The 25,093-nt window shown below is 65.1% G+C and carries 20 protein-coding genes; 13 read left to right on the top strand and 7 right to left on the bottom strand.

Annotated features, from left to right (window positions below):
- Window positions 1-40 precede the first annotated feature (40 nt).
- From gyrB to GDN70_RS04160, 5 genes are all read left to right on the top strand, one after another.
- Entirely contained in the window at window positions 41-2,476 is a 2,436-nt protein-coding gene (gene gyrB / locus GDN70_RS04180; RefSeq protein WP_028139542.1) for a DNA topoisomerase (ATP-hydrolyzing) subunit B, read from the top strand.
- Between the two features lie 196 nt (window positions 2,477-2,672).
- On the top strand, window positions 2,673-3,140 hold the full coding sequence (locus GDN70_RS04175; RefSeq protein ID WP_028139541.1) for a hypothetical protein: 468 nt from the start codon (window positions 2,673-2,675) through the stop codon (window positions 3,138-3,140).
- Between the two features lie 140 nt (window positions 3,141-3,280).
- Complete coding sequence (gene murA, locus GDN70_RS04170; RefSeq protein WP_152102187.1) at window positions 3,281-4,576, top strand: UDP-N-acetylglucosamine 1-carboxyvinyltransferase; 1,296 nt, start codon at window positions 3,281-3,283, stop codon at window positions 4,574-4,576.
- 230 nt (window positions 4,577-4,806) lie between these two features.
- Window positions 4,807-6,201 (top strand): MATE family efflux transporter, encoded by a 1,395-nt coding sequence (locus GDN70_RS04165; RefSeq protein WP_152102186.1) that lies wholly within the window; start codon window positions 4,807-4,809, stop codon window positions 6,199-6,201.
- The gene (locus GDN70_RS04160; protein ID WP_152102185.1) at window positions 6,198-6,686 is read left to right on the top strand and encodes a DUF2867 domain-containing protein; all 489 of its coding nucleotides are present in this window, start codon (window positions 6,198-6,200) and stop codon (window positions 6,684-6,686) included. Before GDN70_RS04165 ends, GDN70_RS04160 begins: the two co-directional genes overlap by 4 nt.
- Before the next feature lie 36 nt (window positions 6,687-6,722).
- On the opposite strand, the gene GDN70_RS04155 is transcribed toward GDN70_RS04160, so the two are convergent.
- Together GDN70_RS04155 and GDN70_RS04150 are read right to left on the bottom strand one after the other, a co-directional pair.
- Window positions 6,723-7,217: a septal ring lytic transglycosylase RlpA family protein gene (locus GDN70_RS04155; protein ID WP_018319450.1), complete on the bottom strand. Its 495-nt coding sequence runs from the start codon at window positions 7,215-7,217 to the stop codon at window positions 6,723-6,725.
- Between the two features lie 306 nt (window positions 7,218-7,523).
- A complete protein-coding gene (locus GDN70_RS04150) occupies window positions 7,524-8,639 on the bottom strand; it encodes an aromatic acid exporter family protein (protein WP_152102184.1) in 1,116 nt (371 codons plus the stop codon).
- Window positions 8,640-8,757: 118 nt separating this feature from the next.
- On the opposite strand from GDN70_RS04150, the gene GDN70_RS04145 reads away from it, so the two are divergent.
- Window positions 8,758-10,125: an MmgE/PrpD family protein gene (locus tag GDN70_RS04145; protein ID WP_152102183.1), complete on the top strand. Its 1,368-nt coding sequence runs from the start codon at window positions 8,758-8,760 to the stop codon at window positions 10,123-10,125.
- 7 nt (window positions 10,126-10,132) lie between these two features.
- On the opposite strand, the gene GDN70_RS04140 is transcribed toward GDN70_RS04145, so the two are convergent.
- A complete protein-coding gene (locus tag GDN70_RS04140) occupies window positions 10,133-11,560 on the bottom strand; it encodes a serine hydrolase (RefSeq protein ID WP_152102182.1) in 1,428 nt (475 codons plus the stop codon).
- A gap of 146 nt (window positions 11,561-11,706) precedes the next feature.
- Complete coding sequence (locus GDN70_RS04135) at window positions 11,707-12,768, bottom strand: helix-turn-helix domain-containing protein (protein ID WP_028139533.1); 1,062 nt, start codon at window positions 12,766-12,768, stop codon at window positions 11,707-11,709.
- Between the two features lie 405 nt (window positions 12,769-13,173).
- Here GDN70_RS04135 and GDN70_RS04130 point away from each other — a divergent pair, with 405 nt between their 5' ends.
- From GDN70_RS04130 to GDN70_RS35425, 4 genes are all read left to right on the top strand, one after another.
- The gene (locus GDN70_RS04130) at window positions 13,174-14,145 is read left to right on the top strand and encodes an IS110 family transposase (RefSeq protein ID WP_173015748.1); all 972 of its coding nucleotides are present in this window, start codon (window positions 13,174-13,176) and stop codon (window positions 14,143-14,145) included.
- Between the two features lie 319 nt (window positions 14,146-14,464).
- Window positions 14,465-15,382 (top strand): pirin family protein, encoded by a 918-nt coding sequence (locus GDN70_RS04125; protein ID WP_028139532.1) that lies wholly within the window; start codon window positions 14,465-14,467, stop codon window positions 15,380-15,382.
- 77 nt (window positions 15,383-15,459) lie between these two features.
- Window positions 15,460-16,374: a phosphoribosylaminoimidazolesuccinocarboxamide synthase gene (locus GDN70_RS04120; protein ID WP_028139531.1), complete on the top strand. Its 915-nt coding sequence runs from the start codon at window positions 15,460-15,462 to the stop codon at window positions 16,372-16,374.
- A 257-nt stretch (window positions 16,375-16,631) separates the two neighbouring features.
- Window positions 16,632-16,907 carry a hypothetical protein gene (locus GDN70_RS35425; RefSeq protein WP_080670069.1) on the top strand — a complete coding sequence of 92 codons (276 nt, stop codon included), beginning with the start codon at window positions 16,632-16,634 and terminating at the stop codon, window positions 16,905-16,907.
- 51 nt (window positions 16,908-16,958) lie between these two features.
- On the opposite strand, the gene GDN70_RS04110 is transcribed toward GDN70_RS35425, so the two are convergent.
- Window positions 16,959-18,452, bottom strand: coding sequence for an NAD-dependent succinate-semialdehyde dehydrogenase (locus tag GDN70_RS04110; protein WP_028139530.1), 1,494 nt, complete (start codon window positions 18,450-18,452; stop codon window positions 16,959-16,961).
- Window positions 18,453-18,571: 119 nt separating this feature from the next.
- Window positions 18,572-18,892, bottom strand: a complete 321-nt coding sequence (locus GDN70_RS04105) for a hypothetical protein (protein ID WP_028139529.1) — start codon at window positions 18,890-18,892, stop codon at window positions 18,572-18,574.
- A gap of 346 nt (window positions 18,893-19,238) precedes the next feature.
- Between GDN70_RS04105 and GDN70_RS04100 the strand changes: the two genes are divergently transcribed.
- On the top strand, window positions 19,239-20,432 hold the full coding sequence (locus GDN70_RS04100; protein ID WP_028139528.1) for a serine hydrolase: 1,194 nt from the start codon (window positions 19,239-19,241) through the stop codon (window positions 20,430-20,432).
- Window positions 20,433-20,551: 119 nt separating this feature from the next.
- A complete protein-coding gene (locus GDN70_RS04095; RefSeq protein ID WP_095425335.1) occupies window positions 20,552-22,246 on the top strand; it encodes an AMP-binding protein in 1,695 nt (564 codons plus the stop codon).
- 163 nt (window positions 22,247-22,409) lie between these two features.
- On the opposite strand, the gene GDN70_RS04090 is transcribed toward GDN70_RS04095, so the two are convergent.
- Window positions 22,410-23,411 carry an adenosine kinase gene (locus GDN70_RS04090; protein WP_028139526.1) on the bottom strand — a complete coding sequence of 334 codons (1,002 nt, stop codon included), beginning with the start codon at window positions 23,409-23,411 and terminating at the stop codon, window positions 22,410-22,412.
- Window positions 23,412-23,537: 126 nt separating this feature from the next.
- Here GDN70_RS04090 and murJ point away from each other — a divergent pair, with 126 nt between their 5' ends.
- Complete coding sequence (murJ, locus tag GDN70_RS04085; RefSeq protein ID WP_152103663.1) at window positions 23,538-25,070, top strand: murein biosynthesis integral membrane protein MurJ; 1,533 nt, start codon at window positions 23,538-23,540, stop codon at window positions 25,068-25,070.
- Window positions 25,071-25,093: the final 23 nt, after the last annotated feature.

Genomic DNA, 25,093 nt, shown 5'->3' with positions numbered 1-25,093 from the left:
TTTTGCGCGGCTGATTCGGGCGACATCTCGAAGGCCTCTCATGACAGAACCTGCTCGGCAGACACCTGCCGAAAACGAGCCCTCCAATCCGAGCGATTACGGCGCGGAATCGATCCGCGTGCTCAAGGGTCTCGATGCCGTTCGCAAGCGCCCGGGCATGTATATCGGCGACACCGACGACGGCTCGGGCCTGCACCACATGGTCTACGAAGTCGTCGACAACGCGATCGACGAAGCGCTGGCGGGCCACGCCACGCGCGTCGACGTCGTGCTCAATGCCGACAATTCCGTCACCGTGCGCGACGACGGCCGCGGCATTCCCGTCGACATCCACAAGGGCGAAGGAATCTCGGCGGCCGAGGTCATCATGACCCAGCTGCACGCCGGCGGAAAGTTCGACCAGAACTCCTACAAGGTCTCCGGCGGCCTGCACGGCGTCGGCGTCTCCGTCGTCAACGCGCTGTCGAGCAAGCTTGGCTTGCGAATCTGGCGCGACAACAAGGAGCACTACATCGAGTTCGCCCATGGCGATGCCGTCGCACCGCTGGTGGTGGTCGGCGACGCGCCGGGCAAACGCGGCACCGAAGTGACGTTCCTCGCTTCGGGCGAGACCTTCAAGAACATCGAATATGATTTCGCCACGCTCGAGCATCGGCTGCGCGAGCTCGCCTTTCTCAATTCCGGCGTCAACATCGCCCTCTCCGACATGCGTCACGCAGTGGAGAAGCGCGAGGAGATGCACTATTCCGGCGGCGTCGAGGAATTCGTCAAATATCTCGACCGCAACAAGAAGGCGATCGTGCCTGCGCCGATCATGGTGCGCGCGGAAGCCAACGGCATTGGCGTCGAGGCGGCCTTGTGGTGGAACGACAGCTACCACGAGAACGTGCTGTGCTTCACCAACAACATCCCGCAGCGGGACGGCGGCACCCATCTCGCCGGCTTCCGCGGCGCGCTGACGCGCCAGGTCAACGGCTATGCCGAGGCCAATGCGAAAAAGGAAAAGATCGCGCTGACCGGCGACGATTGCCGCGAAGGCCTCACCGCCGTGCTGTCGGTGAAGGTGCCCGATCCGAAATTTTCGTCGCAGACCAAGGACAAGCTGGTGTCCTCGGAAGTGCGCCCCGTGGTCGAGAACGTGCTCAACGAGGCGCTCCAGGCCTGGTTCGAGGAGCATCCGAGCGAAGCCAAGATGATCGTCGGCAAGGTGATCCAGGCCGCCGCCGCGCGTGAGGCTGCGCGAAAGGCGCGCGAATTGACGCGCAAGAGCCCGCTCTCGGTCTCCTCGCTGCCCGGCAAGCTCGCCGACTGCCAGGAGAAGGATCCGGCCAAATCCGAACTCTTCATCGTCGAGGGTGACTCGGCAGGCGGCAGCGCCAAGCAGGGCCGCAACCGCGAATTCCAGGCGGTGCTGCCGCTGCGCGGCAAGATCCTCAACGTCGAACGCGTACGCCCCGACAAGATGCTGTCGTCGGAACAGATCGGCACGCTGATCACCGCGCTCGGCACCGGCATCAGCGACGAGTTCTCGATCGAGAAGCTGCGCTATCACAAGATCATCGTGATGACGGACGCCGACGTCGACGGCGCCCACATCCGCACGCTGCTGCTGACCTTCTTCTACCGGCAGATGCGCGACATCATCGACGGCGGCTATCTCTATATCGCCCAGCCGCCGCTCTATAAGGTCTCACGCGGCAAGTCCGAGCAGTATCTGAAGGACGAGAGGGCGCTGGAGGACTATCTGATCGACGCCGGCCTCGACGACTGCGTGTACATCCCCGGCACCGGCGGCGACCGGTCCGGCCGCGATCTGCGCGCGCTGGTCGACGACGCCCGCGTGGTCCGCAGCATCCTGCGCAATCTGCACAGCCGCTATAACCGCAAGGTGATCGAGCAGGCCGCCATCACCGGCGTGCTGAACAAGTCGATCTACGGCAATCCCGAGAACGCTGCGGCCGCCGCACAATACATCGCGAGCCGGCTGGACAATCAGGCCGAAGAGGTCGAGCGCGGCTGGATCGGGCAATATGTGGAAGGCCAGGGCTTCCAGTTCGAGCGCACCGTGCGCGGCGTCAAGGAAGCCGCTGTGATCGACGATGCGTTCCTGGGGTCGGCCGAAGCCCGCAAGCTCGACGAGTACACAACGAAGCTACAGGACGTCTACGCCCGCTCCGGCAAGCTGCGGCGCAAGGATACCGAGCACATGGTCCATGGCCCGGTCGACCTGTTCGAGGCGGTGACCGAGGCCGGCCGCAAGGGCATCTCACTGCAGCGCTACAAAGGTCTCGGCGAGATGAACCCGGAGCAGCTCTGGGAGACGACGCTCGACACCGACGTGCGCTCGCTACTGCAGGTGAAGGTCAAGGAGGTCGACGAGGCCGACGACATCTTCACCAAGCTGATGGGCGACGTGGTCGAGCCGCGCCGCGACTTCATCCAGGAACATTCGCTGAGCGCGACGATCGACATCTGAGGGCTCGCTGCTTCCACAGCGTCGTGGCCGGGCTTGTCCCGGCCATCCACGTCTTACCCCGCCAAAGAACGTGGATGCCCCGGACAAGCCCGGGCATGACGGCTAGACTAATCCCAGCACCCTGAACCTCACCACCCGCCGTCGCGACGAAGTGGCATGATCCCGTTGGCCGGTTCCGGCCGGGAAGTGTCGTGCCATGACCGCCTCTGCAACAACCAGTTCCGCCCTCCCCTCCCGCCGCCTCGGGGTGATCGGCAGCATCATCGGCGTGCTGGCGCTGATCGCGGCCGTATTGCCGCATTGGGTCATACCTGCGATTTACCCGCCACCGCCGGCGGACAAGGTGATTGTCGACACCGGCCATCGCCTGAAGGATCGCCTGATCGCGCGCGTCAAGGGCGTCGAGTACCAGGCCCCGCCGCGGGAGAAGTCGACCGGGAGCCAATTGAGGGAGGCGTCCTCGATCGCGGCGATCTCACTCGGTCTGCTTGCCATCCTGCTCTCGGTCCTCGCCCTCGTGTTTCGCGAAGAGAGGCTCCTGGCAGGCGTCGCGGCCGCACTTGGGGCCGGCGCCATTGCCGTCGAAATCTCCTTCCTGGCGATGGGCGTGCTGATGCTGATCGTCATCCTTTATGTGGTGGCCAATATCATCGGCTTGTTCTAAACGCCGGATACGGCGGGCCCATTCAGGCCAACGCGCGGCCTTCCGCCGCGACAAGTGCAGAATTGCTACCCTGCTCAATTCTCGGTAGTTTCCGCTCCCGAAGCAGCCCGCCCCAACGCAACAGGACGGAGAAAACCGACGTGGCGCCCATCCAATATATCGTCGAGGGCGGTCACCGGCTCTCGGGCTCGATCGAGCCATCCGGCAACAAGAATTCAGCGCTGCCGATCATCGCCGCCGCCCTGCTCACCGAGCATCCGGTGACGCTGGAGAACGTGCCGCGGATCCGCGACACCGAGACGCTGGTCGAACTGATCCGCTCGGTCGGCGCGGCGGCGGAATGGACCGGGCGCAACACGCTTCACATCCATGCCAAGAGCATCCGCGCCGCCGATCTCGACCCTGAGCTCTGCGTGCGCATCCGCGCCTCGATCCTGCTCGCCGGCCCCCTGCTCGCGCGCTGCGGCGAGGTGATGCTGCCGCCGCCCGGCGGCGACGTCATCGGCCGCCGCCGGCTGGACACCCATGTGCTGGCGCTGGAGCAGTTGGGCGCCAAGGTCACCGCGACCGACCGGCTCGAATTCCGCGCGCCCAAGCTTGCCGGCGCGGACGTGTTCCTGGACGAGCCGAGCGTCACCGCGACGGAGAACGCGCTGGTGGCGGCGGTCGCCGCCGACGGCGTCACCCATTTGCGCAACGCGGCCTCCGAGCCCCATGTGCAGGACCTCGCCAATTTCCTGGTCGCGCTTGGCGCGAAGATCGAGGGCATCGGCACCAACACCATGATCATTCATGGGCCGGCAACGCTGGGAGAAGCGACCTATCGGATCCAGCCCGACCATATCGAGGTCGGCTCGCTGATCGGGCTTGCCGCCGTGACGCGCTCGCCGCTTCGCATCACGCGCGCCGGCGTCGAGCATCTGCGCTCGATCCGCATGGGTTTCGAGCGGCTCGGCATCGTCTGCCGGGTCGAGGGCGACGACCTGATCGTGCCGTCGAACCAGACACTGAAGATCCAGGACGATTTCGGCGGCCACGTGCCGAAGCTGGAGGACCAGCCCTGGCCGGCCTTTCCGGCCGACCTGATGTCGATCGCGATCGTCACCGCCACGCAATGCGAGGGCGTGATCCTGATGTTCGAGAAGATGTTCGAATCCAGGATGTTCTTCGTCGACAAGCTGATCGCGATGGGCGCGCGCATCGTGCTGTGCGACCCGCACCGCGCCATCATCGCAGGGCCCAGCCGCCTGCACGGCGCGACCATGACCTCACCCGACATCCGCGCCGGCATGGCGATGCTGCTGGCCGCCGTGTGCGCCCAGGGCACCTCCACCATCAACAACGCCGACCAGATCGAGCGCGGCTACGAGCGCATCGAGGAACGGCTGAACGCGCTGGGCGCAAAGATCACGCGCGTGCCGGAGCGGAGGGGCTGAGGTTGCTTTCTTCCTTCTGCCTTGTGGCAGAAGGTGATGCGAAGCGCCCAGTATCGTAGGGTGGGCAAAGCGAAGCGTGCCCACGGCTTCCGTTGCAATATTTGATAGGTCGTGGGCACGGCGCTAATGCGCCTTTGCCCACCCTACGATTCCGAGCTAGCGGATAGAGCCCCTCACTCATCTCGCTCACGGGCCATGTTTTCGTCGCGCGGCCGTGCTAATGAGCCGCCATGCTCGACACCGTCCAACATCATTCGCAGCCGCAAGCCGGCGTGCCGCAGAACCATCTCGCCGAAGAGTTCGTCGAGACGCTGCGGCTGGCCGTGCCGATGATGCTGACGCAGCTCGGGCAGATCGCGATGATCACGACCGATCTCGCGCTGATCGGGCGGCTTGGCGAGGATGCGGTGGCCGCGGCGGCGCTGGCGCACACCGTCTATTTCGTTAGCTTCACCTTCGGGCTCGGATTGATGGCTGCGGTGTCGCCGCTGGCGGCGCAGGCGTTTGGCGCCGGAGATGTCAGGCTGATCCGCCGCTCCTTGCGCGTCGGCCTGTGGGTCGCGCTGCTGATCTCGCTGCCGATGATGGCCTCGCCGCTCTATGGCGAGCGGATCCTGCTCGCGCTCGGACAGGCGCCGCAGTCGGCCGCGCTGGCCCAGCGCTATCTCAACGGCCTGGCCTGGGGCATCGCGCCGGCGCTCGGCTTCATCGCGTTGCGCAGCATGATGAGCGCGGTGAACCGGCCGCAGCCGCCGCTCTGGATCACGCTCGCGGCAATCCCGGTCAATGCCGCGCTGGTCTATGCGCTGATCCACGGCCTGTTCGGCCTGCCGGAGCTCGGCCTGTTCGGCGCCGGACTTGCGACCACGATCGTCAACCTCGGCACGTTCGTCGCCGTGCTCGCGATCGCAGGGCTGCGCAAGCCGTTTTCGGACTACCGCCCGCTTGCCCGCCTGTGGCGGATCGATTGGCCGCTGATGCGTCAGCTGATCGCGATCGGCGCACCGATCTCGTTTTCGCTGCTGCTGGAATATGGCCTGTTCTCCTCGGCAGCGCTGCTGATGGGGTTGATCTCGACCGCCGCGATTGCCGCGCATCAGATCGCGCTGCAGATCACCGCCGTGCTGTTCATGGTGCCGCTCGGCATCGGCATGGCGGCCACCGTGCGGGTCGGCCACGCCTTCGGCCGCGGCGAGCCGGCGGCGGTGAAGCGCGCCGGGCTCGTCGCCGCCTTGCTCGGCATGGCGTTGGTCTCCGCCCTGACGATCGCCATCATCCTCGGCCGCTACCAGTTGGGCCGGCTGTTCTTCGGCAGCGGTGAGGCGAGCGCGGCCACCATCGAGCTGACCGCGACGCTGCTGCTGGTCGGCGCCACCTTCTTCATCGCCGATGGTCTGCAGACCATCATGGGTGGCGCGCTACGCGGCATCAACGATACGAGAATGACACTGCTGTTCGCGGCAATCGGCTATTGGGGCATCGCCTTTCCCATCGCCTGGGTGCTGGCCTTCAACGCGGGGCTCGGCGCGGTCGGTGTCTGGGTCGGATTTTCCCTCGGGACATTCGTCTATGCCGGGCTCTTGATCTTGCGCTTCCGGATGCTGACGCGCAGACTGGCGGGATGAACGGGGCCGTCCGCGAAGTCACGCCTGATGTCGATGCCAACACGCTGCTGGCAGGCGCGCAATTCGTCGACGCGTTTCGCGTCGAGATCGGCGCAGCGACGGTGAATGCCCGCGAGGCCTGCACCCGGATGGTGCTGCACGGGCCGCGCTGGATCGACGTGCTGCTGCGCCTGCGCAACATTCTTGTGACGCCGTTCGGGCTGAAGACGTCGGGCGAAGGCGCACCGGCGCCGCACGGATTGATCGGCCTCTTTCCGGTGGTCGACGAAACGCCGGAGCGGCTGGTCGCGGGTTTCGACGATTATCATCTCGACTTCCGCATCGTCGTCAACGTAGCCGGCGACGCTGCGGGCCGACAGGTCACATCGACCACGCTGGTGCGGACACACAATCTGCTTGGCCGGACCTACCTCACGCTCATCATGCCCTTCCACAAGCTCGTGGTTCGCAGCATGATGACAGGGATCATGGAGCCGGCGCGATGAACCGTCCGGGCCGACATTGACGAACACCGCCCGCGTTCAGCCCACCGGCCCCGGGGTCCAATTGTCCCCTGCAAGCGGACTAACTCTCACATCGGGAATGACCCCAAGGTCCATGCTTGGATCGAAATGGCGCATCGTCCGCTCATTGAGGTCAATGATGCGGCCAGGTCTCAGTGGCCCCACGTCATTTATCTTGACGATGACCTTCTTGCCCACGGCTTCGACGAGGGCATATTTCGGCCTCGCGCCAAATTGAACCCCGCCGAATTTGCGACGCAAGCTCGTCTTGATGGCAGCCGTCCAGGCAGAGGGATCATAACGCTCGCCGGTGGCTGTCTTCGGACCGCCCTCCTCCTTGCCGGGCTTGAACGGATTGTACGTGGACGCCGCGCCAACGATCGCATCGCCGGAGGCGGCATCGACGACGTCACTTGAGTGATCCCCACGTGTTTCACTTCGAGCAACGGCAACAGAGAAGGCGAGCGCAACCAGGGCGCCGCAAATTGCGGCGCTCGAGCGGAATAGCATCATGAGTCCTGTGATTTTTTAGATTGTCCGGTTCCAGAACCGCAAACGTGGTCAAGCGAACGCAGAAGCGTTCATGAACTTGCGCCAATCGTTTTGCGGACTCGAGCCAACCCCTGGCTACGGAACCGTCGTGGGAACCGGAGTGGTCCTCACGTAGTGTTTTAGCTTCACGCTGACTAAGACAGAGATTGCGTCAGCAGCATGACCCGATGGAACCTGGCGCGTGCAGCGTCTCAGGCAGCCGATCAGCCAAGCCGCGCGACGTGCGCATTGCTGTCGAAAGCCGACGTTTACGAGGACACGCCGAACTCACTCCGCAACGCGCGCGGTCCTGTCGTCCGAGACCTCCGACCATTCGCCGACGACGCGGTCGAGGTCGCACAGATTCTGATGCATCTGCTCAAGTGAGAAACCGAGTGCGAAGAAGCGCTCGGCAGTGTCGCCGGCATGGCCGCGGATCAGGCCGTCGTGGCGCACGGCGGCAACCGCTTCGGCGTAGTGCTGAAGCGCGACGTGGACCGGATGGATCGGCGGCGCGCCGGCTCCTTCGCGCAAGGCCGCTGCGGCCGACCGCAGGAAGCGCGCGATCACGGTCGAGACTTCCGTCAGGGGTGCTGCGAGCCGCGTCTGCACCTCGATCGGCAACGGCACCACGGTGGCGCGGCCAATCATCACGACGTCATGACGCAATCGCAGGACCGTTCGCAGCAGCGGCCCGGTGTCCGGACCGCTCGACAGCCGCGCCGCGCGCTCGCGCTCGGCTTCAGTGCCGATGGCATTGAGACCAACCATCGCGGTGCCGATCCCGTCCTGGATCCGGTGCAGCGCGTCGTTGTCGCGGCCGCGGGTGAGGCCCGCGAGCAGCTCGGTGAAGGCATCGGCGATCAGCTCGAGCAGGATCGCGGCGCTGGCACGGATCTGCCGTACCGCGCGCGAGGGCAGCACCAGGAACGAGACCAGCAATCCCGTGATGGCGCCGACCGCGACCTCGCTGACACGGTCGATCGCCGACGTCATGGGATCGGAATGATGCATGGTCGGAACCAGGAGCACGATCACGGCGGTCACGGTGGCGGCGCTGAGGCTCGGATTGATCGCGGCGATAAAGGCGAGCGGCGCGACCGACAGCACCAGGAGCCCCAGCAGGCCCGCTTCGCTGGAATAAGGAATCAGGATCGCGATGGCGCCGCCATAGATGGCACCGCCGATGGTGCCGAGCATGTAGTCGCGCGTCGCCTTCAGCGAGCGGCCGACGCTCATCTGGGTCACGATCAGTGAGGTCAGCACCGCCCAGAGCGGCAATAGCAGATGCAGCGCGGTGGCGAGCGCATAGGCCGCGGTCGCGGCGACCGTGACCCTGATCGCCAATCCCAGTTGCGTCCGCCGCGACCTGATCCGCTCCCACACCTGTCCTGCGAATGCCATCGTCAGACGTCCCAATCTTCTCAGGCCAAGCAAAAGCATGGCTGATGCCCGCGGCCCCAAGGCCGCTTGAAAGGCCAAATCAGCCCGCCTAACTTGCGCGCCAAAACGAGGAAACACGATGGCCCACGAAACCGCAACGCTCGCCGCCTACGTCTTCAACCTGGAATACCAGGATATTCCGGCCGAGGTGCTGGATCGCGCCAAGGTGCTGACGCTGGACTTCCTCGGCAGCGCGATCCGGGCCAGGCGCGAGGCGGAATCGACCCCGTCGATGCTGAAAATGCTGGAGGCGCTGGCGCTCGACGCCAAGGGCGAATCCACCGTGTTCGGCGACTCCAAGACCTGGACGCCCGCGATCGCGGCGCTGCTCAACGGCGCGCTCGGCCATTCCCTCGATTTCGACGACACCCACGCCGATTCCTCGCTGCATCCGAGCGCGCCGGTCGTTCCGGCCGCCTTCGCCATAGGCGAGATGGTCGGCGCTTCGGGCCGCGACGTGCTGACCGCGATCGTCGCGGGTTATGAGGTCTGCTGCCGGCTCGGCAACGCGCTCGATCCGACCTCGCATTATGCGCGCGGCTTCCACCCGACCGCGACCGCCGGCACCTATGGTGCGGCCGCGGCGGCCGGAAAACTGTTCGGCCTCTCCGAGCAGCAGCTCATCGCCGCCTTCGGTGTCTCCGGCAGCCAGGCCGCCGGCTCGCTGCAATTCCTGGTCAACGGCGCCTGGAACAAGCGCTACCAGGTCGGCGCCGCCGCGATGAATGGCGTGATCGCCGCGACGCTGGCGCGCAACGATTTCGTCGGCGCGACCGAATCGGTCGAGGGCAAGCACGGCCTGCTCGCCGGCTACACCGACGATGCGCATCCGGACAAGGCGGTCGCCGAGCTCGGCAAGACCTACGAGACCATGAAGATCGGCGTCAAACCGTATCCGAGCTGCCGCTACACCCATGCCGCGATCGACGCGCTGATCGCGATGCGTCGCGAGCACAATCTGACGCCCGACCAGGTCAAGCGCGTCGAGATCGGCCTGCATCGCAACGGCATCACACTGACCGGCGATGCCGCCACCAAGCGTCATCCGACCTCGATCGTCGGCGGCCAGTTCTCGATGTTCTTCACCGGCGCACTCGCGCTCGACCAGGGCTCGTTCGGCTGGGACGATTATGGCCGCCTTGGCGACGCCGCCATCGACGCGCTCGCCGACAAGTTCGACGTGGTGCAGGACGACCGGCTCGAGATCGGCCGCACCCATCCGTTCGGCGCCCGCGTCAGCATCACGACGGACGATGGCGTGCATGAGCGGCTCTATGCGGATCCGTCCGGCGAGCCGAATTCGTTCCCCGACGCGCAGGCGATGCAGCAGAAATTCCTGACGCTCGCGCGCCCCGTGCTCAACGCGCGCGCGGAAAAATTCGCTGATGCGATCATGACGCTGGAGCGTTTCGACCGTGTGGCCAAGGCGACGGAGCTGGGGCGATAACAGCCGCCTAGTTCGTCCCCGCCAGCTTCCCCTTCTCGCGGGTTGCCGCAATCACATCACCCACGAGATCGAACACGCCATCCGCCCCCAGCGGCCCGTTCGGCGAGCGACCGAGCCGCACGATCACCAACTTCTCCGACGGGATCATGATCGCGTACTGCCCGATCGTGCCCTTGGCGAAGAAGGCATCGCGCGGCCAGCCGTGTGTGATGCGAAACTTTGCACCAATGCTGTCGCCCTGGTTGGTCCAGAAGCCGGCGCCGATGCCGACCCAGGCATGCGGCGTGGCTGACGCGGAGTAATTCACCCAGCCCTCGGGCAGGATACGCTTGCCGCCGGCTATGCCGTCGTTGAGATAGAGCTGGCCGAAGCGCGCCCAGTCGCGCGCGGAGGCCAGCATTTCGCCGGATCCCTCGATCGTGCCTGACGCGTCGAGCTGAAGCGTGACGTTGACCATGCCGAGTGGCGCGAACAATTCGCGGCGTGCGAAGCGGAGCGCATCGGCGGGCTTGCCGCCGGCGGCATCACGCAGCAGATGCGCGAGGATGAGGAAGTTGCCGTCGTGATAATTCCACGCCGTGCCCGGCGCGGTTGCAAGCGGCGCGCGCTCGGCAAAGCTGGCCATATCGTCTTCGGCGTATTTCATGGTGTTGACCGGTTCCAGCGCGGAGCCGAGCGAGGCCTCCAGCGAGCTTCCGAGCGCAATGCCCGCGGTGTGACGCAGCAATTGATCGACGGTGATGGGATGACGCGGATCATCCAGATTTTGCCAGGCGGCGATGGGCGCGGGGCCGCCGAGCTTCAACTTGCCCTGGCGCACCAGAATGCCTGTCAGCGCTGACATCACCGACTTCGTCATGGAGAAACCGAGCAGTTGCGTGTCCGGCCCGATGCCGTCGGCATAGCGCTCGGCGATGATGCGGCCGGCCTTCATGACAACGATCGCGCGGGTGCGGCGATAAGGCGGCTGCGTGGGCTCGGCAAAGGCGCGGTCGAGCGCAGCTGCCAGGCCCTCGCTCTGCGGCGGCACGATCCCCGGGCCGGCGATCTCGGGGAGCAGCGCGGGCTGCTGGTCGTCAGGCGGCAACGCGACATCGGCGATCCCCTGCCCGTGCTCGAGCGTGCAACCAAGTCCCTCGCGATAGACGGCATGGCTGCGGCCGATTCCGAACAGGGACACCGTGACATCCTTGCGCGTGCGATCGACCCGAAGATCCATCGCCCAGGTGAGCAGACCCGCGCCCGGCATCGCGTCGGTGGTCTCGGCGAGGTCGCGCATGAGATCGAGGCCGGAGACGAAGGTCTCCGAGCAGAGCGTGTGAGCGATAAAGCCGGTCGCAACCTTCGGCACGTCGCGGGCGCGTGCGGCGCCGAGCGCGAGGCCGGCACAGGCGATGGTGGTGGTGAGGAGAATGATCTTGCGGCGGCGAGTCACGGGCTTTCTCCGGCTTTGGGACGAGTGCGGGAGAGCAGGCCGGATGCAGGCGATACGCGCTCGCCGGATTTGGAAAACGACCTCGTCGAAAGTGACCGAGGCTAGTCGATTTCGGAATTCTTACGTGATTTCAAAGGTCTGAAAATCTAGGCCGCATTCACCTTCAGCCGCCGATATTCCGTCGGCGTCACCCCAGTCACGGCCTTGAAGGCGCGGTTGAACGGACCCAGCGACTGGAAGCCGGCGTCCATCGCGATGGTGATGACGGGAACCTCGGCCTGGGTGGCATCGGCGAGCGCAGCCTTGGCCTCCTCGATCCGGTGATTGTTCAGGAACACATTGAAGTTGCGATAACCGAGCCGCTGGTTGATCAGCCGGCGCAGCCGGTATTCCGGAATTTTCAGCCGGCCCGCCAGCACGCCGATGGTGATATTCTCCTGACGATAGATCCGCTCGCCCGCCATCAGTCGCATCAGGGCGTCGATGAGTTTTTGATCGGCGGATTCATCGGCCGCAGGCTGACTGAAAACAACCGGCGGGGCGGGCGCCACCGCGGCCGGAAACAGATCCGCCCCATCGATGCGCATCATGGCATAGACGATCGCCGCGACGGTGCAGGCGAGCGCGCCGGCATTGACGGTTTCGGCGACATCGCCGACGTGGTGGCCGACGACGGCGATCTGGAGCACCGCGTTCAGCCCGCCATAGAGCGCGGTTGCACAGACGACGAAGACACGAGCGCTGCGGCGGCGCTCGACCAGGTCAGCCGGCCAGGAGGCGATCATCTGCCCGACCGCAAGGGCGATGAAGCCGAGCACGATCAGATTGACCACCGTCACCGAGAAGCGCACATGGCCGCTGGGCGCAATCCAGACGCAGCCTGCGAAGCTGAAGGCCGTCACCAGCGCCCAGACCCATCCGTGCCACCAGCGGAGGTGAAACTCGTCGTCGAACAGGGAGCGCGTGAACAGCCAGAACACTACGATGGTGCCAGTCGACAACGCGATCAGCGGTGCATGCCAGAGCGGGACCCGCGACGTGACATCCACCGAATAGCTCACCGCATGCGCGGCCGAGCTGAGCGCGAAGGCGGCACCGAGGCGGGCTGCCAGCACGTTGCGAAAGTCGTGTAGCAGCGACGCCACCAGCATCAGTAGCAGAGCGACGCTGGCGGCGCGAAAGGCGAGGTCGATGGCGGCAAGGCTCATCAGGTGATGCGATCGGTCGCAGTTGAAGTCGGACGAACATCGTTCGTTGCGTCCGTTTTTTCAAGGACCATCCGCGTTCACAACCGTCATCGCCCGGCTTCACGGATCGTAGGGTGAGCAAAGCGAAGCGTGCCCACCACTTCTTCTCGATCGGAGAAAGCCGGTGGGCACGGCGCTTTGCTCCTTTGCCCACCCTTGTATTAGCGCGCCGGATTAGAATGGCCTGGTTCCGTGAGGAATGGCCCAGCCCGGGTGGCCGCCCGAGCTGGGCCGCCGATCGATCGGATCGATGCCCACCGAAGCCTTGAGGGCTGCGTTTTGTAGCAAGATCGCGGTCGGCACTTCATCGGGACCCGCATGGTTGAACGAACTTCAGGTTCGCATCACAAGGGAGGGTCGAGGAAGATGGCCAAACGTAACACGATCTGTGCTGGAATCGATACCAGCAAAGATAAGCTCGACGTGGCGCTCGATGGCAGTTCGGAGGAGCTGCAGGTCAAGAACACGGCGGAAGGCCACCAGGAGCTGGTGGAGTGGCTGAAGCGCCACAAGGTCAAGCGGGTTGGGATCGAGGCAAGCGGTGGTTACGAGCAGGCGGCGGTCGTCGAACTGCGACGCCAGCGGTTTGTCGTCATCGTGTTTCAGCCGATCCAGGTCCGCGCCTATGCCACGTTCCATTTGCAACGGGCCAAGAACGACAAAATGGATGCCGCATTGATTGCGGCCTGCACCGCCGCGGTCAAGAAGATCCATCCCGCTCCAGACCCCCGGCTGCAGCCTTTTGCCGTGCATCTGACGATGATCGACCAGATCAAGGAGGACATCGCAAAGCTCAAGAATCGGCTGGAGAGCTGCCCTGACGAACGTGTCCAGAAGTTCTGGAAGGAGCAGATCGCTCTGTTGGCCAAGCACAGACGAGCCGAGTTCAAGGCCCTGGTGGCAGCGATCCGCAAGCATCGCGATCTCGCCGCACGGCTCGATCTGATCTACAGCGTTGGCGGCAGCGGCTTGCCGACCGCGGTTGCCATCTTGATCAGGATGCCCGAGATCGGTCAGATCACCCGCGAGCAAGCCGCAGCCCTCACCGGGCTTGCGCCGTACGATGACGACAGCGGCAAGCATGTCGGCGCCCGCAGGATTGACGGCGGACGCCAGCGCTTGCGTCAGGCGCTCTACACCGCAGCTCTTCCGGCATCCTTCCGCTGGAATCCGCAGCTCATGGCCCTGTACAGCCGGCTGATCGCCGCCGGCAAGGGCCACAAGCGCGCGCTGGTCGCCTGTGCCAGGAAGCTGATCGTCATCATCAACGCCGTCGTCGCCCGCGGAACACCGTGGGTCGCCGAACCGCCCAGAACCGCGAGTGTGTCCGTCACCTGATCTCGTTTCTTTGTTCGATCAGGCGACCGTTTCTTCGTCCCGACCTGCCGTCAAGACGACGCCGCGCGCCGCGGCCGTCAAGGATGGCCGTCGCGCTCGTCTCACCTCACGTCGACTGCCGCCAGGCCACGCCTTGACGGCCGCAAGCACGGCGTCATGCTCGCGGAAATCGGGCGTGCTTTAATGGTTGCTACGGCCTGTCATCGCCGACCGCGGAGTACGGCGCTATCACACCTGTGGCGTCGGGCCCGCCTTTGTCGCGACGGCGATGCGGAATTCTGCTACCGTCGCGACCAAGAAAGCCAAAAGGAGCCTACTCATGAGCTGGCAACCCTCCAACGATCCCGTGCTCGGCGATCCCATGTCCTGCGATGCGCTCGACCTCGTCATCGTGCCGCGCACCCGCGACCTCGGCGACGGCTTCGAGGTGCGGCGCGCGCTGCCGCATGGCAAGCGGCAGATGGTCGGGCCCTTCATCTTCTTCGACCATTTCGGCCCGGTGCAGTTCGTCTCCGGCAAGGGCATGGACGTGCGGCCGCATCCGCATATCGGGCTTGCCACCGTCACCTATCTCTTCGACGGCTCGATCATGCATCGCGACAGCGAGGGCAACGTCCAGGAGATCGCGCCCGGCGCGATGAACCTGATGACGGCCGGCCGCGGCATCGCCCATTCCGAGCGCACGCCGGATGCGCAGCGCGCCGCGGGCCAGAAGATGCTGGGCCTGCAAAGCTGGATCGCGCTGCCGGCCGGATCGGAGGAGATCGCGCCGTCGTTCCAGCACTATGGCGCCGGCGATTTGCCGATGATCTCCGAGCGCGACTTCACCGCACGGGTGATCGCGGGCTCGTCATTCGGCATCGCCTCGCCGGTGTCGATGGTGTCACCCTGGTTCTACACCGAGGTCACGGCCGTTGCGGGCGCCAGCGTGCCGCTCGATCCCGATCACGAGGAGCGCGCGATCTATGTCGTCGACGGCGAGGTCGAGATCGCGAACGAGCGCTATGAGGGGCCGCGGCTGCTGATCTTCCGGCCCGGCGACCGCATCACCGTGAAGGCGCTCAAGGCCACGCGGATGATGTTTCTCGGCGGCGATGCGCTGGAGGGGCCCCGCCACATCTGGTGGAATTTCGTCTCCTCCAGCAAGGAGCGGATCGAGCAGGCCAAGCAGGACTGGAAAACCGGCCGTTTCGCAGCAGTTCCGCAGGAACATGAGTTCATTCCGCTGCCGGAATAGGCTAATCCAGTTGCCGGCCGCGCTGTCCAGTGCGGCCGGATGTCCCGCCTGAAAGCCAAGTCTGCGAAAGCTTTGCGATGACCACCATGCTCTCCAGCGACCTGCCCCTGACCAAGATCGGACGCGGCAAGGTGCGCGATATCTACGCCGTCGACGACGAGCGCCTGCTGCTCGTCACCACCGACCGCATCAGCGCCTTCGACGTGGTGATGGGCGAGACCATCCCGATGAAGGGCGCGGTGCTGACGCAAATCAGCGCGTTCTGGTTCGGCAAGCTGGAAGGCGTGGTGCCGCATCACATGATCAGCGCCGATACCGACGAGATCATCGCGGCCGTGCCGGCGCTGAAACCGCACCGCGCCGAGATCCTTGGCCGCGCCATGCTGTGCAAGCGCACCACCGTATTCCCGATCGAGTGCGTGATCCGCGGCTATATCTCGGGCTCGGCCTGGAAGGAGTACGCCGCCAGCGGCACGCTCGCGGGCGAGAAGCTGAAGGCCGGCCTCGTCGAGAGCGAGAAGCTCGAGCCTTCGATCTTCAGCCCGGCGACCAAGGCCGAGACCGGCCATGACGAGAATATCACGATTGCGAAGATGCGCGAGGTCGTCGGCGACGAGGTCGCCTACACGCTGGAAAGCATGACGCGTGCGATCTACACGCTCGGCGAGGAGCTGGCGCGCGAGCAGGGCATCATCATCGCCGACACCAAGTTCGAGTTCGGCCAGGACAAGGACGGCCGCATCATCCTGATCGACGAGGTGATGACGCCGGATTCCTCGCGCTTCTGGGCGGTCGATGCCTACAAGCCCGGCCAGCCGCAGGCGAGCTTCGACAAGCAGCCCTTGCGCGACTATCTCGACGTCGAGCGCCGTGCCGGCCGCTGGAACGGCGACGCCCCGCCACCGCCGCTGCCGGCAAGCGTGGTGGACGCGACCAGCAAGCGGTATCTCGAAGCGTATCGTCGCGTGACGGGGACGGAGCTGAAGATCTAGGCGCGGTTGCTGCCGCACGCCCTGCCTCCTACGGCGGCCGTCATTCACACTTCGCTGTCGTCCCGGACAAGCGTAGCGCAGATCCGGAACCGTCCGACGAGCAGAGAAACTCGGATTTGAGTGGAGCTCGTCATTAGGGCGGCGCTTTGGCTCCATCTGGGCTGCGATCTCGACTCCATTGATCCAGATCAAACCGGGAGCCAACGATAAAAGGAAGCTGATCACCTCGGCTTGATACAACAACGAGGGAGGTTGCCATGAGGCTGGTCGGCATCAGGCGAACGCTACTTTTTGCAGCCGTTCTGGGCTGCGGAATTTTTGGCTCGACCCAATGGTCAAACGACGCCGGCACCGTGTTCGGCGTTTCAAGCGCCGAAGCCAGGGTCGGTCGGCCGGCAACTCCCGCGAGCGTTGCCGGCGTCGCACGTCGAACCACGCGACGCGCGGTCGTAGGGGGAGCGGCTGTGGGTGCGGCAGCTGCCGGCGCAGCATGCGTCCGCGTCTATGTGAACGGCGCCTACGTCTGCCGCTGATGCATTCGCGCCGGCGATTCCAATCGCCGGCGCGGGCCCCTCGATTGCCGGTCAGACCCCCGCCATCATCACGTATTTGATCTCGACATATTCTTCCATGCCGTGACGCGAGCCTTCACGGCCGAGGCCGCTTTCCTTGACGCCGCCGAACGGCGCGACTTCGGTGGTGATGAGGCCGGTGTTGACGCCGACCATGCCGGACTCCAGCGCTTCGGCCACGCGCCAGACGCGGCCGAGATCGCGGGAGTAGAAATACGACGCCAAGCCGAACGGCGAGGCGTTGCACATCGCGATCACATCGGCTTCGTCCTTGAAGCGGATCACCGGCGCGAGCGGCCCGAAGGTTTCTTCCTGCGACACCAGCGAGTCCGGCTTGACGTCGGCCAGCACGGTCGGCTCGAAGAACGAGCGCCCGAGCTCGCTGCGCTTGCCACCGGTGACGACCTTGGCGCCGCGCTTCACCGCATCCGCGATGTGCCGTTCGACCTTGTCGACGGCCTTAAGGTTGATCAGCGGCCCCTGCGTGACGCCGCTCTCGGTGCCGTCGCCGATCTTCATCGCGGCGACCTTCTTCGACAGCTTCTGCACGAACTCGTCGTAGATCTTGTCCTGGGCGTAGAGCCGGTTGGCACAGACGCAGGTCTGGCCCATGTTGCGATATTTCGAGACGATGGCGCCTTCGACCGCGGCGTCGATATCGGCGTCGTCGAACACGACGAAGGGCGCGTTGCCGCCGAGCTCAAGACCAAGTCGCTTCACGCCGACGGAGGCCTGCTGGTAGAGGATCTTGCCGACCGCCGTCGAGCCGGTAAAGCCGACGAAGCGCACGGCCGGATGCTCGCACAGCACCTTGCCGATCGGCGGCGCATCACCGGTGATGATGTTGAGCACGCCCTTGGGGATGCCGGCCTTCTCTGCGAGCACGGCCAGCGCCAGCGCCGACAGCGGCGTTTCATTGGCGGGCTTGAGCACCACGGTACAGCCGGCGGCGAGCGCCGGGGACACCTTGCGGGTAATCATGGAGTTCGGGAAATTCCACGGCGTGATCGCGCCGCAGACACCGATCGGCTGCTTGATCGCCAGCAGCCGCGCATCGGGCCGCTGCGTCGGAATGGTCTCGCCGTAGACGCGGCGAGCTTCCTCCGCGAAGAACTCGATATAGGCCGCACCGATATCGACCTCGCCGAGCGCCTCCGAAAGCGGCTTGCCCTGCTCGGAGGTCAGGATCAGCGCGAGATCCTCGCGGTTGGCGATGATCAGCTCGAACCATTTGCGCAGGATGTTGGAGCGCTGCTTGGCGGTGTGCTTGGCCCAGGCCGGAAACGCACGCTGAGCGGCCTCGACCGCCTTGGTCGTCTCGTCCGCACCGAGCTGCGGCACTTTTGCAAGCTCGACGCCGGTCGCGGGATTGTTGACGGCAAAGACCGGCGTTCCGACCCAGGCGCCGTCGATGTAGCAGGCCTCCTTCAGGAGCGAGGGGTCTTTCAACCGGTCGCGCAGGGTGGCGGTGGCTTGCGTGGCGCGTGCGGCAGCGGGCGGGGTCATGGCGTTACTCCTCGAACGATCATTTCGGGACGATCGGATCGGCCGGAATATAGGGACAAGCAGCGCGCAATGCACCGTCCCACAACGCACATCTGATGGGAGCTAAACCGGCAGCGGCCTTAGGCCGCGCCGCTCATATAGGTCTCGCGGCGGCCGATCATACGTTCGGCCGCGGCCTTGGCGTCGGCCTTCGACGAGGTTGCGCAGGTACGGTATTCGAGATCGGGAACGTCGGACGGGTTGCGGCGGCCGAACCAGTTCTTGGAGCCCACCCGCAGCAGCGCCAGCGCCTGCGCCAAATTGTCGACCGCACCGAAGGAATAGAGCGCGCCGGTCCCGGCGATGCGCACCTCATAGATCCCTGGCGAAATCGGCGCCTCCAGGTTCTCGCCCCGTCCGGGACGGGGATAGCGCTTCCATTCGCTCCAGGTCGAAATCATCTGAGGTCCCCCTCGCGGCCGCTTGGCGACCGCCCAATTTGCATCAAGTCTTAACGTCGGCCGCCGATCGGCCGAGTGCTGAACGCCGCAACGCACAAAATGTTTCAAGTGCTTCAAACACAGGAATCATATCGCCAGCGCCCATTCACGGTCACGGCGAGATGCGGCCATCCACCGCAGATTGTGACGGAGTGTTGCCGTTCGGCCCGCCTGTCGTCCTGTGTGTGGCACGGACCGTCAAGTCACGACATCGCGACCGCCGCAGGCATCTGGACGCGCTTGCCGCGCGGAGCCTGCGGGAGGACAATCGATCACTGCCAACAATAATCAAACTCGAGGAAACGCCATGCAAAGCAAAGCTGAGATCGACGAGATTCTGCGTCAGAAGAGCGACGCCCAGGAGATTCCCGGGGTCGTCGCCATCGCCGCCAGCGGTAACGACGTGCTGTATCAGGGCGCGTTCGGCAAGCGCGACCTGTCCAAGCCCGACGCGATGACAGCGGACAGCGTGTTCTGGATCGCCTCGATGACGAAGGCGGTGACGTCGGCGGGCGCGATGCAGCTGGTCGAGCAGGGCAAGCTGTCGCTGGATGCGCCGATCGGTGAAGTGTTGCCCGATCTCGCCGCGCCGCAAGTGCTCGAAGGTTTTGATGCCAATGGCGAACCAAAACTGCGACCGGCGAAGGGCGCGATCACGCTGCGCCATCTCATGACCCACACTGCCGGGTTTGCCTACAACGTTTGGAACGGCGATTGCGCGCAATATCTGGAGAAGACCGGAACGCCGAACATCTTCTCCTGCCAGAACGTTGCGCTGAAGACGCCGATCATGTCCGATCCCGGCACGCGCTGGGAATATGGCATCAACATCGACTTCGTCGGCAAGGCGGTGGAAGCCGTGAGCGGCAAGCGTCTCGATGCTTACTTGCGCGATCACATGTTCACACCGCTCGGCATGAACGACACCGCCTTCAAGATCACCGACGACATGCGCCAGCGCCTGGTCGCCACGCACGCACGCGGCGAGGATGGATCGCTGGCGCCGATTCCGTTCGAGATCGAACAGAATCCGGAATTCCACATGGGCGGCGGCGGCCTCTACAGCACGGCCGGCGATTACATCAAGTTCACCCGGATGATCCTCAACAAGGGCCGCGGCAACGGCAACCAGGTGCTGAAGCCCGAGACGGTCGCGCTGATGGGCCAGAACCACATCGGCGATCTCACGATTGGCAAGATGACGACAGTGGCGCCCATGTACACCAACGACGTCGATCTCTTCCCCGACATCGTGAAGAAGTGGGGGCTCTCCTTCCTGATCAACACCGCCAAGACGCCGGAAGGCCGCAGCGCCGGCAGCCTCGCCTGGGCCGGTCTTGCCAACACCTATTTCTGGATCGACCCGGCACGCGATGTTTCCGGCGTCATCCTGATGCAGGTGTTGCCGTTCGTCGACGCCAAGTGCCTGGAGGCGTTCGCGGGCTTCGAGCGTGGCATCTATGCCGGGCTCGATGCGGGGAGCGGGCAGAAGGCGGCCTAGCCACTTAGTATGAGGTGCGCGGCGTCGCGCGCCTTCGCCGCAATCGATAACCTCGTGCCCAAGGCCATCGGCTTCAGGCACGAGGCATCAACTTCGAGGAGACGAACTTGGCGAGCGATCTGGCGGACAAAGCGGACAGCTACGTTTGCGGCATCTCGGACACGCCGCTGCTCGGCGACACCATTGGCCGCAGCCTCGACCACGCGGTGCGGCGCTGGGGCGATCGCGAGGCGTTGGTCTCGCCCAGCCACGGTGTCAGATGGACCTGGAAAGAATTCGCCGAGCAGGTCGATGCGCTCGCCGCCGGCCTTCTCGCGCTCGGGCTCGAACGCGGGGAGCGGATCGGCATCTGGTCGCTGAACCGGCCGGAATGGACGCTGACCCAGTTCGCCGCCGCCAAAGCCGGCCTGGTCCTGGTGACGATCAATCCGGCCTACCGGCTCAGCGAGCTCGAATTCGCGCTGAAGAAGGTCGGCTGCGCGGCGATCGTCACCGCCACCGCCTTCAAGACCAGCAATTACATGGAGATGCTCAACACGCTGCTACCGGAGCTGGCGGGCGCGAGGCCCGGACAGCTGCAGGCGGCGCGACTGCCAGCCTTGCGGATGGTGATCCAGATCGGCGGCCCGGCGGCCTCAGGCACTGTCGCGTTCGAGGAGGTCGCGCGCATGGGCCGGGCGGAGCATCGCGAGCAACTTGCCGCGCTCGGTGCTGCGCTTCAGTTCGACGACCCCGTCAACATCCAGTTCACCAGCGGCACCACGGGATCGCCAAAGGGCGTCACGCTGACCCACCACAACATCCTCAACAACGGCTATTTCACGGGACGCGCGATGCGCCTGACGGAAGCGGACCGCATCTGCATTCCGGTGCCGCTCTATCATTGCTTCGGCATGGTCATGGGCAACCTTGCCTCGGTCACGCTCGGCACCACCATGGTCTACCCGGGCGAGGGTTTTGATCCGCTCGCGACGCTGCGTGCGGTCGAGCAGGAGAAATGCACCGCGCTATATGGCGTGCCGACCATGTTCATCGCGGAGCTCGATCATTCCGAGTTCAAGAATTTCAATTTGAAATCACTGCGCACCGGCATCATGGCGGGCGCGCCCTGCCCGATCGAGGTGATGAAGCGCGTCAACACCGAGATGAACATGCGCGAGGTCACCATCGCCTATGGCATGACCGAGACCAGCCCAGTGAGCTTCCAGAGCGCGACCGACGATCCGCTCGAGCGCCGCGTCTCCACCGTCGGCCGCATTCACCCGCATGTCGAGGTGAAGGTCGTCGATCTCGAAGGCAGGATCGTCAAGCGGGGCGAACGCGGCGAGCTCTGCACCCGCGGCTACAGCGTCATGCTGGGCTATTGGGAGGAGAAGGAAAAGACGTCCGACGTGCTCGACGCCAATGGCTGGATGCACACCGGCGACCTCGCCACCATCGACGCCGCCGGTTATTGCAACATCGTCGGCCGCATCAAGGATCTGGTGATCCGCGGCGGCGAGAACCTCTACCCGCGCGAGATCGAGGAGTTTCTGTACCGTCACCCCAAGATCCAGGACGTGCAGATCTTCGGCGTCGCCGACACCCGCTACGGCGAGGAGCTCTGCGCCTGGATTCGCGTCAGGCCGGGCGAAACGCTGACGGCCGAGGAGGTCCGTGCCTTCTGCGACGGCCAGATCGCCCACAACAAGATCCCGCGCTACGTGGAATTCGTCGACGAGTTTCCGATGACCGTGACGGGCAAGATCCAGAAATTCGTAATGCGGGATGCGGTGGAGCAACGGCTGGGATTGAAGGCGGCGAAGACGGCGTGAGAGACTGAGTACCCCTTCCGCAGGACGGTTGTCATTCCCCGCGAAAGCGGGGAATCCAGTACACTGCAGCTTCTCGATTCAATCACAAACGCCTCTGGAATACTGGATCGCCCGGTCTAAACATCGACCCGGGCGATGACAGCGAGGCTGGTGCGCGACTTTTCTAAACCGTCAGCCCGCGCTGCTGGGCCAGCTCCTTTAGCGACACAAGCGGACGCGCGCCGATGTGCTGGATCACTTCGGCGGCCGCGAGCGCACCGAGCTCGCCGCACTGCTTGTGCGCGAGGTTACGCGAAAGGCCGTAGAGGAAGCCCGCCGCAAAGAGATCGCCGGCGCCGGTGGTGTCCACCAGTTTCGTGACCGGTGAGGCCGGAGCTGCGACAGCGTCGGTCGGTGTCACCACCACGCAGCCCTTCTCGCTGCGGGTGACCACGCCGAGATTGACGTCGTTGCGCAGCTGCTTCAGCGCTGTGTCGAAATCCGAGGTCATGTAGAGCGAATGCAGCTCGGACTCGTTGGCGAAGACGATGTCGACCGTGCCGTTGCGCATGAGCGAGAGAAACTCGTCGCGATAGCGGTCGACGCAGAAGGAATCCGACAGCGTCAGCGCCACCTTGCGCTTGGCATCATGGGCGATCTTGGCCGCCTTGACGAAGGCGTCCTTGGCATTCTTGGGATCCCAGAGATAGCCTTCGAGATAGACGATGCCGGCGGCGGCGATCTCGGCCGGGTCGATGTCGGCGGGCGAAAGATCCTGCGCGGCACCGAGATAGGTGTTCATGGTGCGCTCGCCATCATCCGTGACCAGGATGTAGGAGCAGCCGGTGGCGGGGCCGTCCTGCGCGGCCGGCGTGTTGAAGGCGACGCCGGCTGAGCGGATATCGTGGACGTAGAGCTTGCCGATCTGGTCGTCCTTGACCTTGCCGACATAGGCCGCACGTGCCCCTAAGCTGCCGATGCCGACAATGGTGTTGGCGGCCGAGCCGCCCGAGACTTCCGTGGCCGGCCCCATGTCCTTGTAGATGGCGGCCGCCCGTGCCTCGTCGATCAGGGACATGCTGCCCTTGGTCATGCCGTGCTTGGCCAAAAAGGCCTCGTCAGTCCTGACCAGCACGTCGAACAACGCGTTGCCGATGCCGAGAACGTCATATTTCACGTCAGCCATTCACCTTGATCCTGTTTGGCGGATTGCGATCCCTGCGAAAATCCGCTTCCTGTCGGCCTGAAATCTGGCTCGCGGCCTATCACGACCGGGCCTGCGCGGGCAAGCAACGGTATTATAACGGCCTCGATGATCCGCTCCTTCCTGACCGTCTCGACGGGAACACTGGCCTCGCGGCTGCTGGGCTTTGCCCGCGATTCCCTGATCGCGGCGCTGCTCGGCACGGGCGCCGTGGCGGACGCATTCCTGGCCGCCTTCCAGCTGGTCAATGTGGTGCGCAGGCTGCTCAGCGAGGGCGCGCTGAACGCGGCGCTGGTCCCGGCCTGGCTGCGCATCCGTGACCGCGATGGCGCGGACGCTGCGGCAGCGTTCGCGGGGCGCGTCCTGGGCACGGTCAGTGCGGCCCTGATCGCGATCTCGCTCGCGATTGCCCTGTTGATGCCGCTGATCATGACGGTCATCGCGCCCGGTTTTCTCGGTACCGGCACGCTCGATCTCGCCGTCCAGAACGCGCGGCTGATGCTGCCTTATCTCGCCTTCGCCGGGCCCGTCACCGTGCTGATGGGGCTGCTGAATGCGCAAGGGCGCTTTGCGCTCACGGCATTCTCGCCGCTGCTGTTCAACATCGCGCTGATCGCTGCGACCGCTTTGCTGCTTGTCTGGCACGCTGACGCCGGCTTCGCCGCGTGGCTGCTGGCGGCCACGGTCGGCATCGCCGGCCTGCTGCAACTCCTGATGCTGCTGTCGCAGCGAAGTGCGCGCCTCGCCACGCCTCTGCGCGTCAGTTTCGACAAGGAGATGCGCAGCTTCTTCGCCAAGGCGATCCCCGGCATGATCGCAAGCTCGGGACCGCAATGGCTGATGGTGGCCGGCGCGATCATCGCATCCGCGACGCCGTCCGCGGTGTCCTGGCTCTATTTCGCAAATCGCCTGATCGAGCTGCCGCTCGGCATCGTCGGCGTCGCCATGGGCACCGTGCTGGTGCCGGAGCTGACGCGCGCGGTGAGTGACGGCGACCGTGATGCGGTGGCGCATGCGCAATCGCGCGCGCTCGAGCTTGCGACCGGGCTGGCGCTCCCCGCCACGCTCGGCCTGATCGTGCTGGCCGAGCCGATCGTGCGGCTGTTGTTCGAGCATGGCGCCTTCGGTGCCGGCGACAGCGCGGCGACAGCGCATGCCTTGACGTGGCTGGCGCTTGGCCTGCCCGCGCACGTGCTGATCAAGGCGCTGTCGCCGGCCTTCTATGCCCGCAACGACACGATGACACCGCTGCTGGCGACGGCCAAAGGCTTTGTAGTGTCGGTCGTGCTCGCCGTGATGCTCGGCCATCTCTTTGGCGCAAGCGGGATCGCGGCGAGCATCGCGGCCGGCGCCTGGAGCAGTGCGCTCTCGCTGCTTCGGAAAGGCACCAGCGAATTCGGCTTCTCGGTCGATTCTGCCGCGCGAAAACGGCTGCCGCGGATCGTGCTTGCCGCAGCCGCGATGGGCGCCCTGCTCTGGCTGACCACCGGCCTCGTGCCCGCCGAGGCGCACGGCTTCATCAAATTCGTCGTGCTGAGCGTGCAGATCGCGGCCGGGATCGCCGTTTACGGCTTGCTGCTGCAAATCCTCGGCGCCGCTTCCTGGCGCGAGGCGGTAGCCGCCTTGAAGCGACCCGCCTAGCCCGGCCCGGTGCGCGAGATCAT

The sequence above is a fragment of the Bradyrhizobium sp. TM102 genome, from assembly GCF_009176685.1.
Taxonomy (GTDB): Bacteria; Pseudomonadota; Alphaproteobacteria; order Rhizobiales; family Xanthobacteraceae; genus Bradyrhizobium; species Bradyrhizobium ottawaense.
The sequence above is the reverse complement of the archived record's forward strand: the minus strand, read 5'-3'. Positions and strand labels throughout refer to the sequence as shown.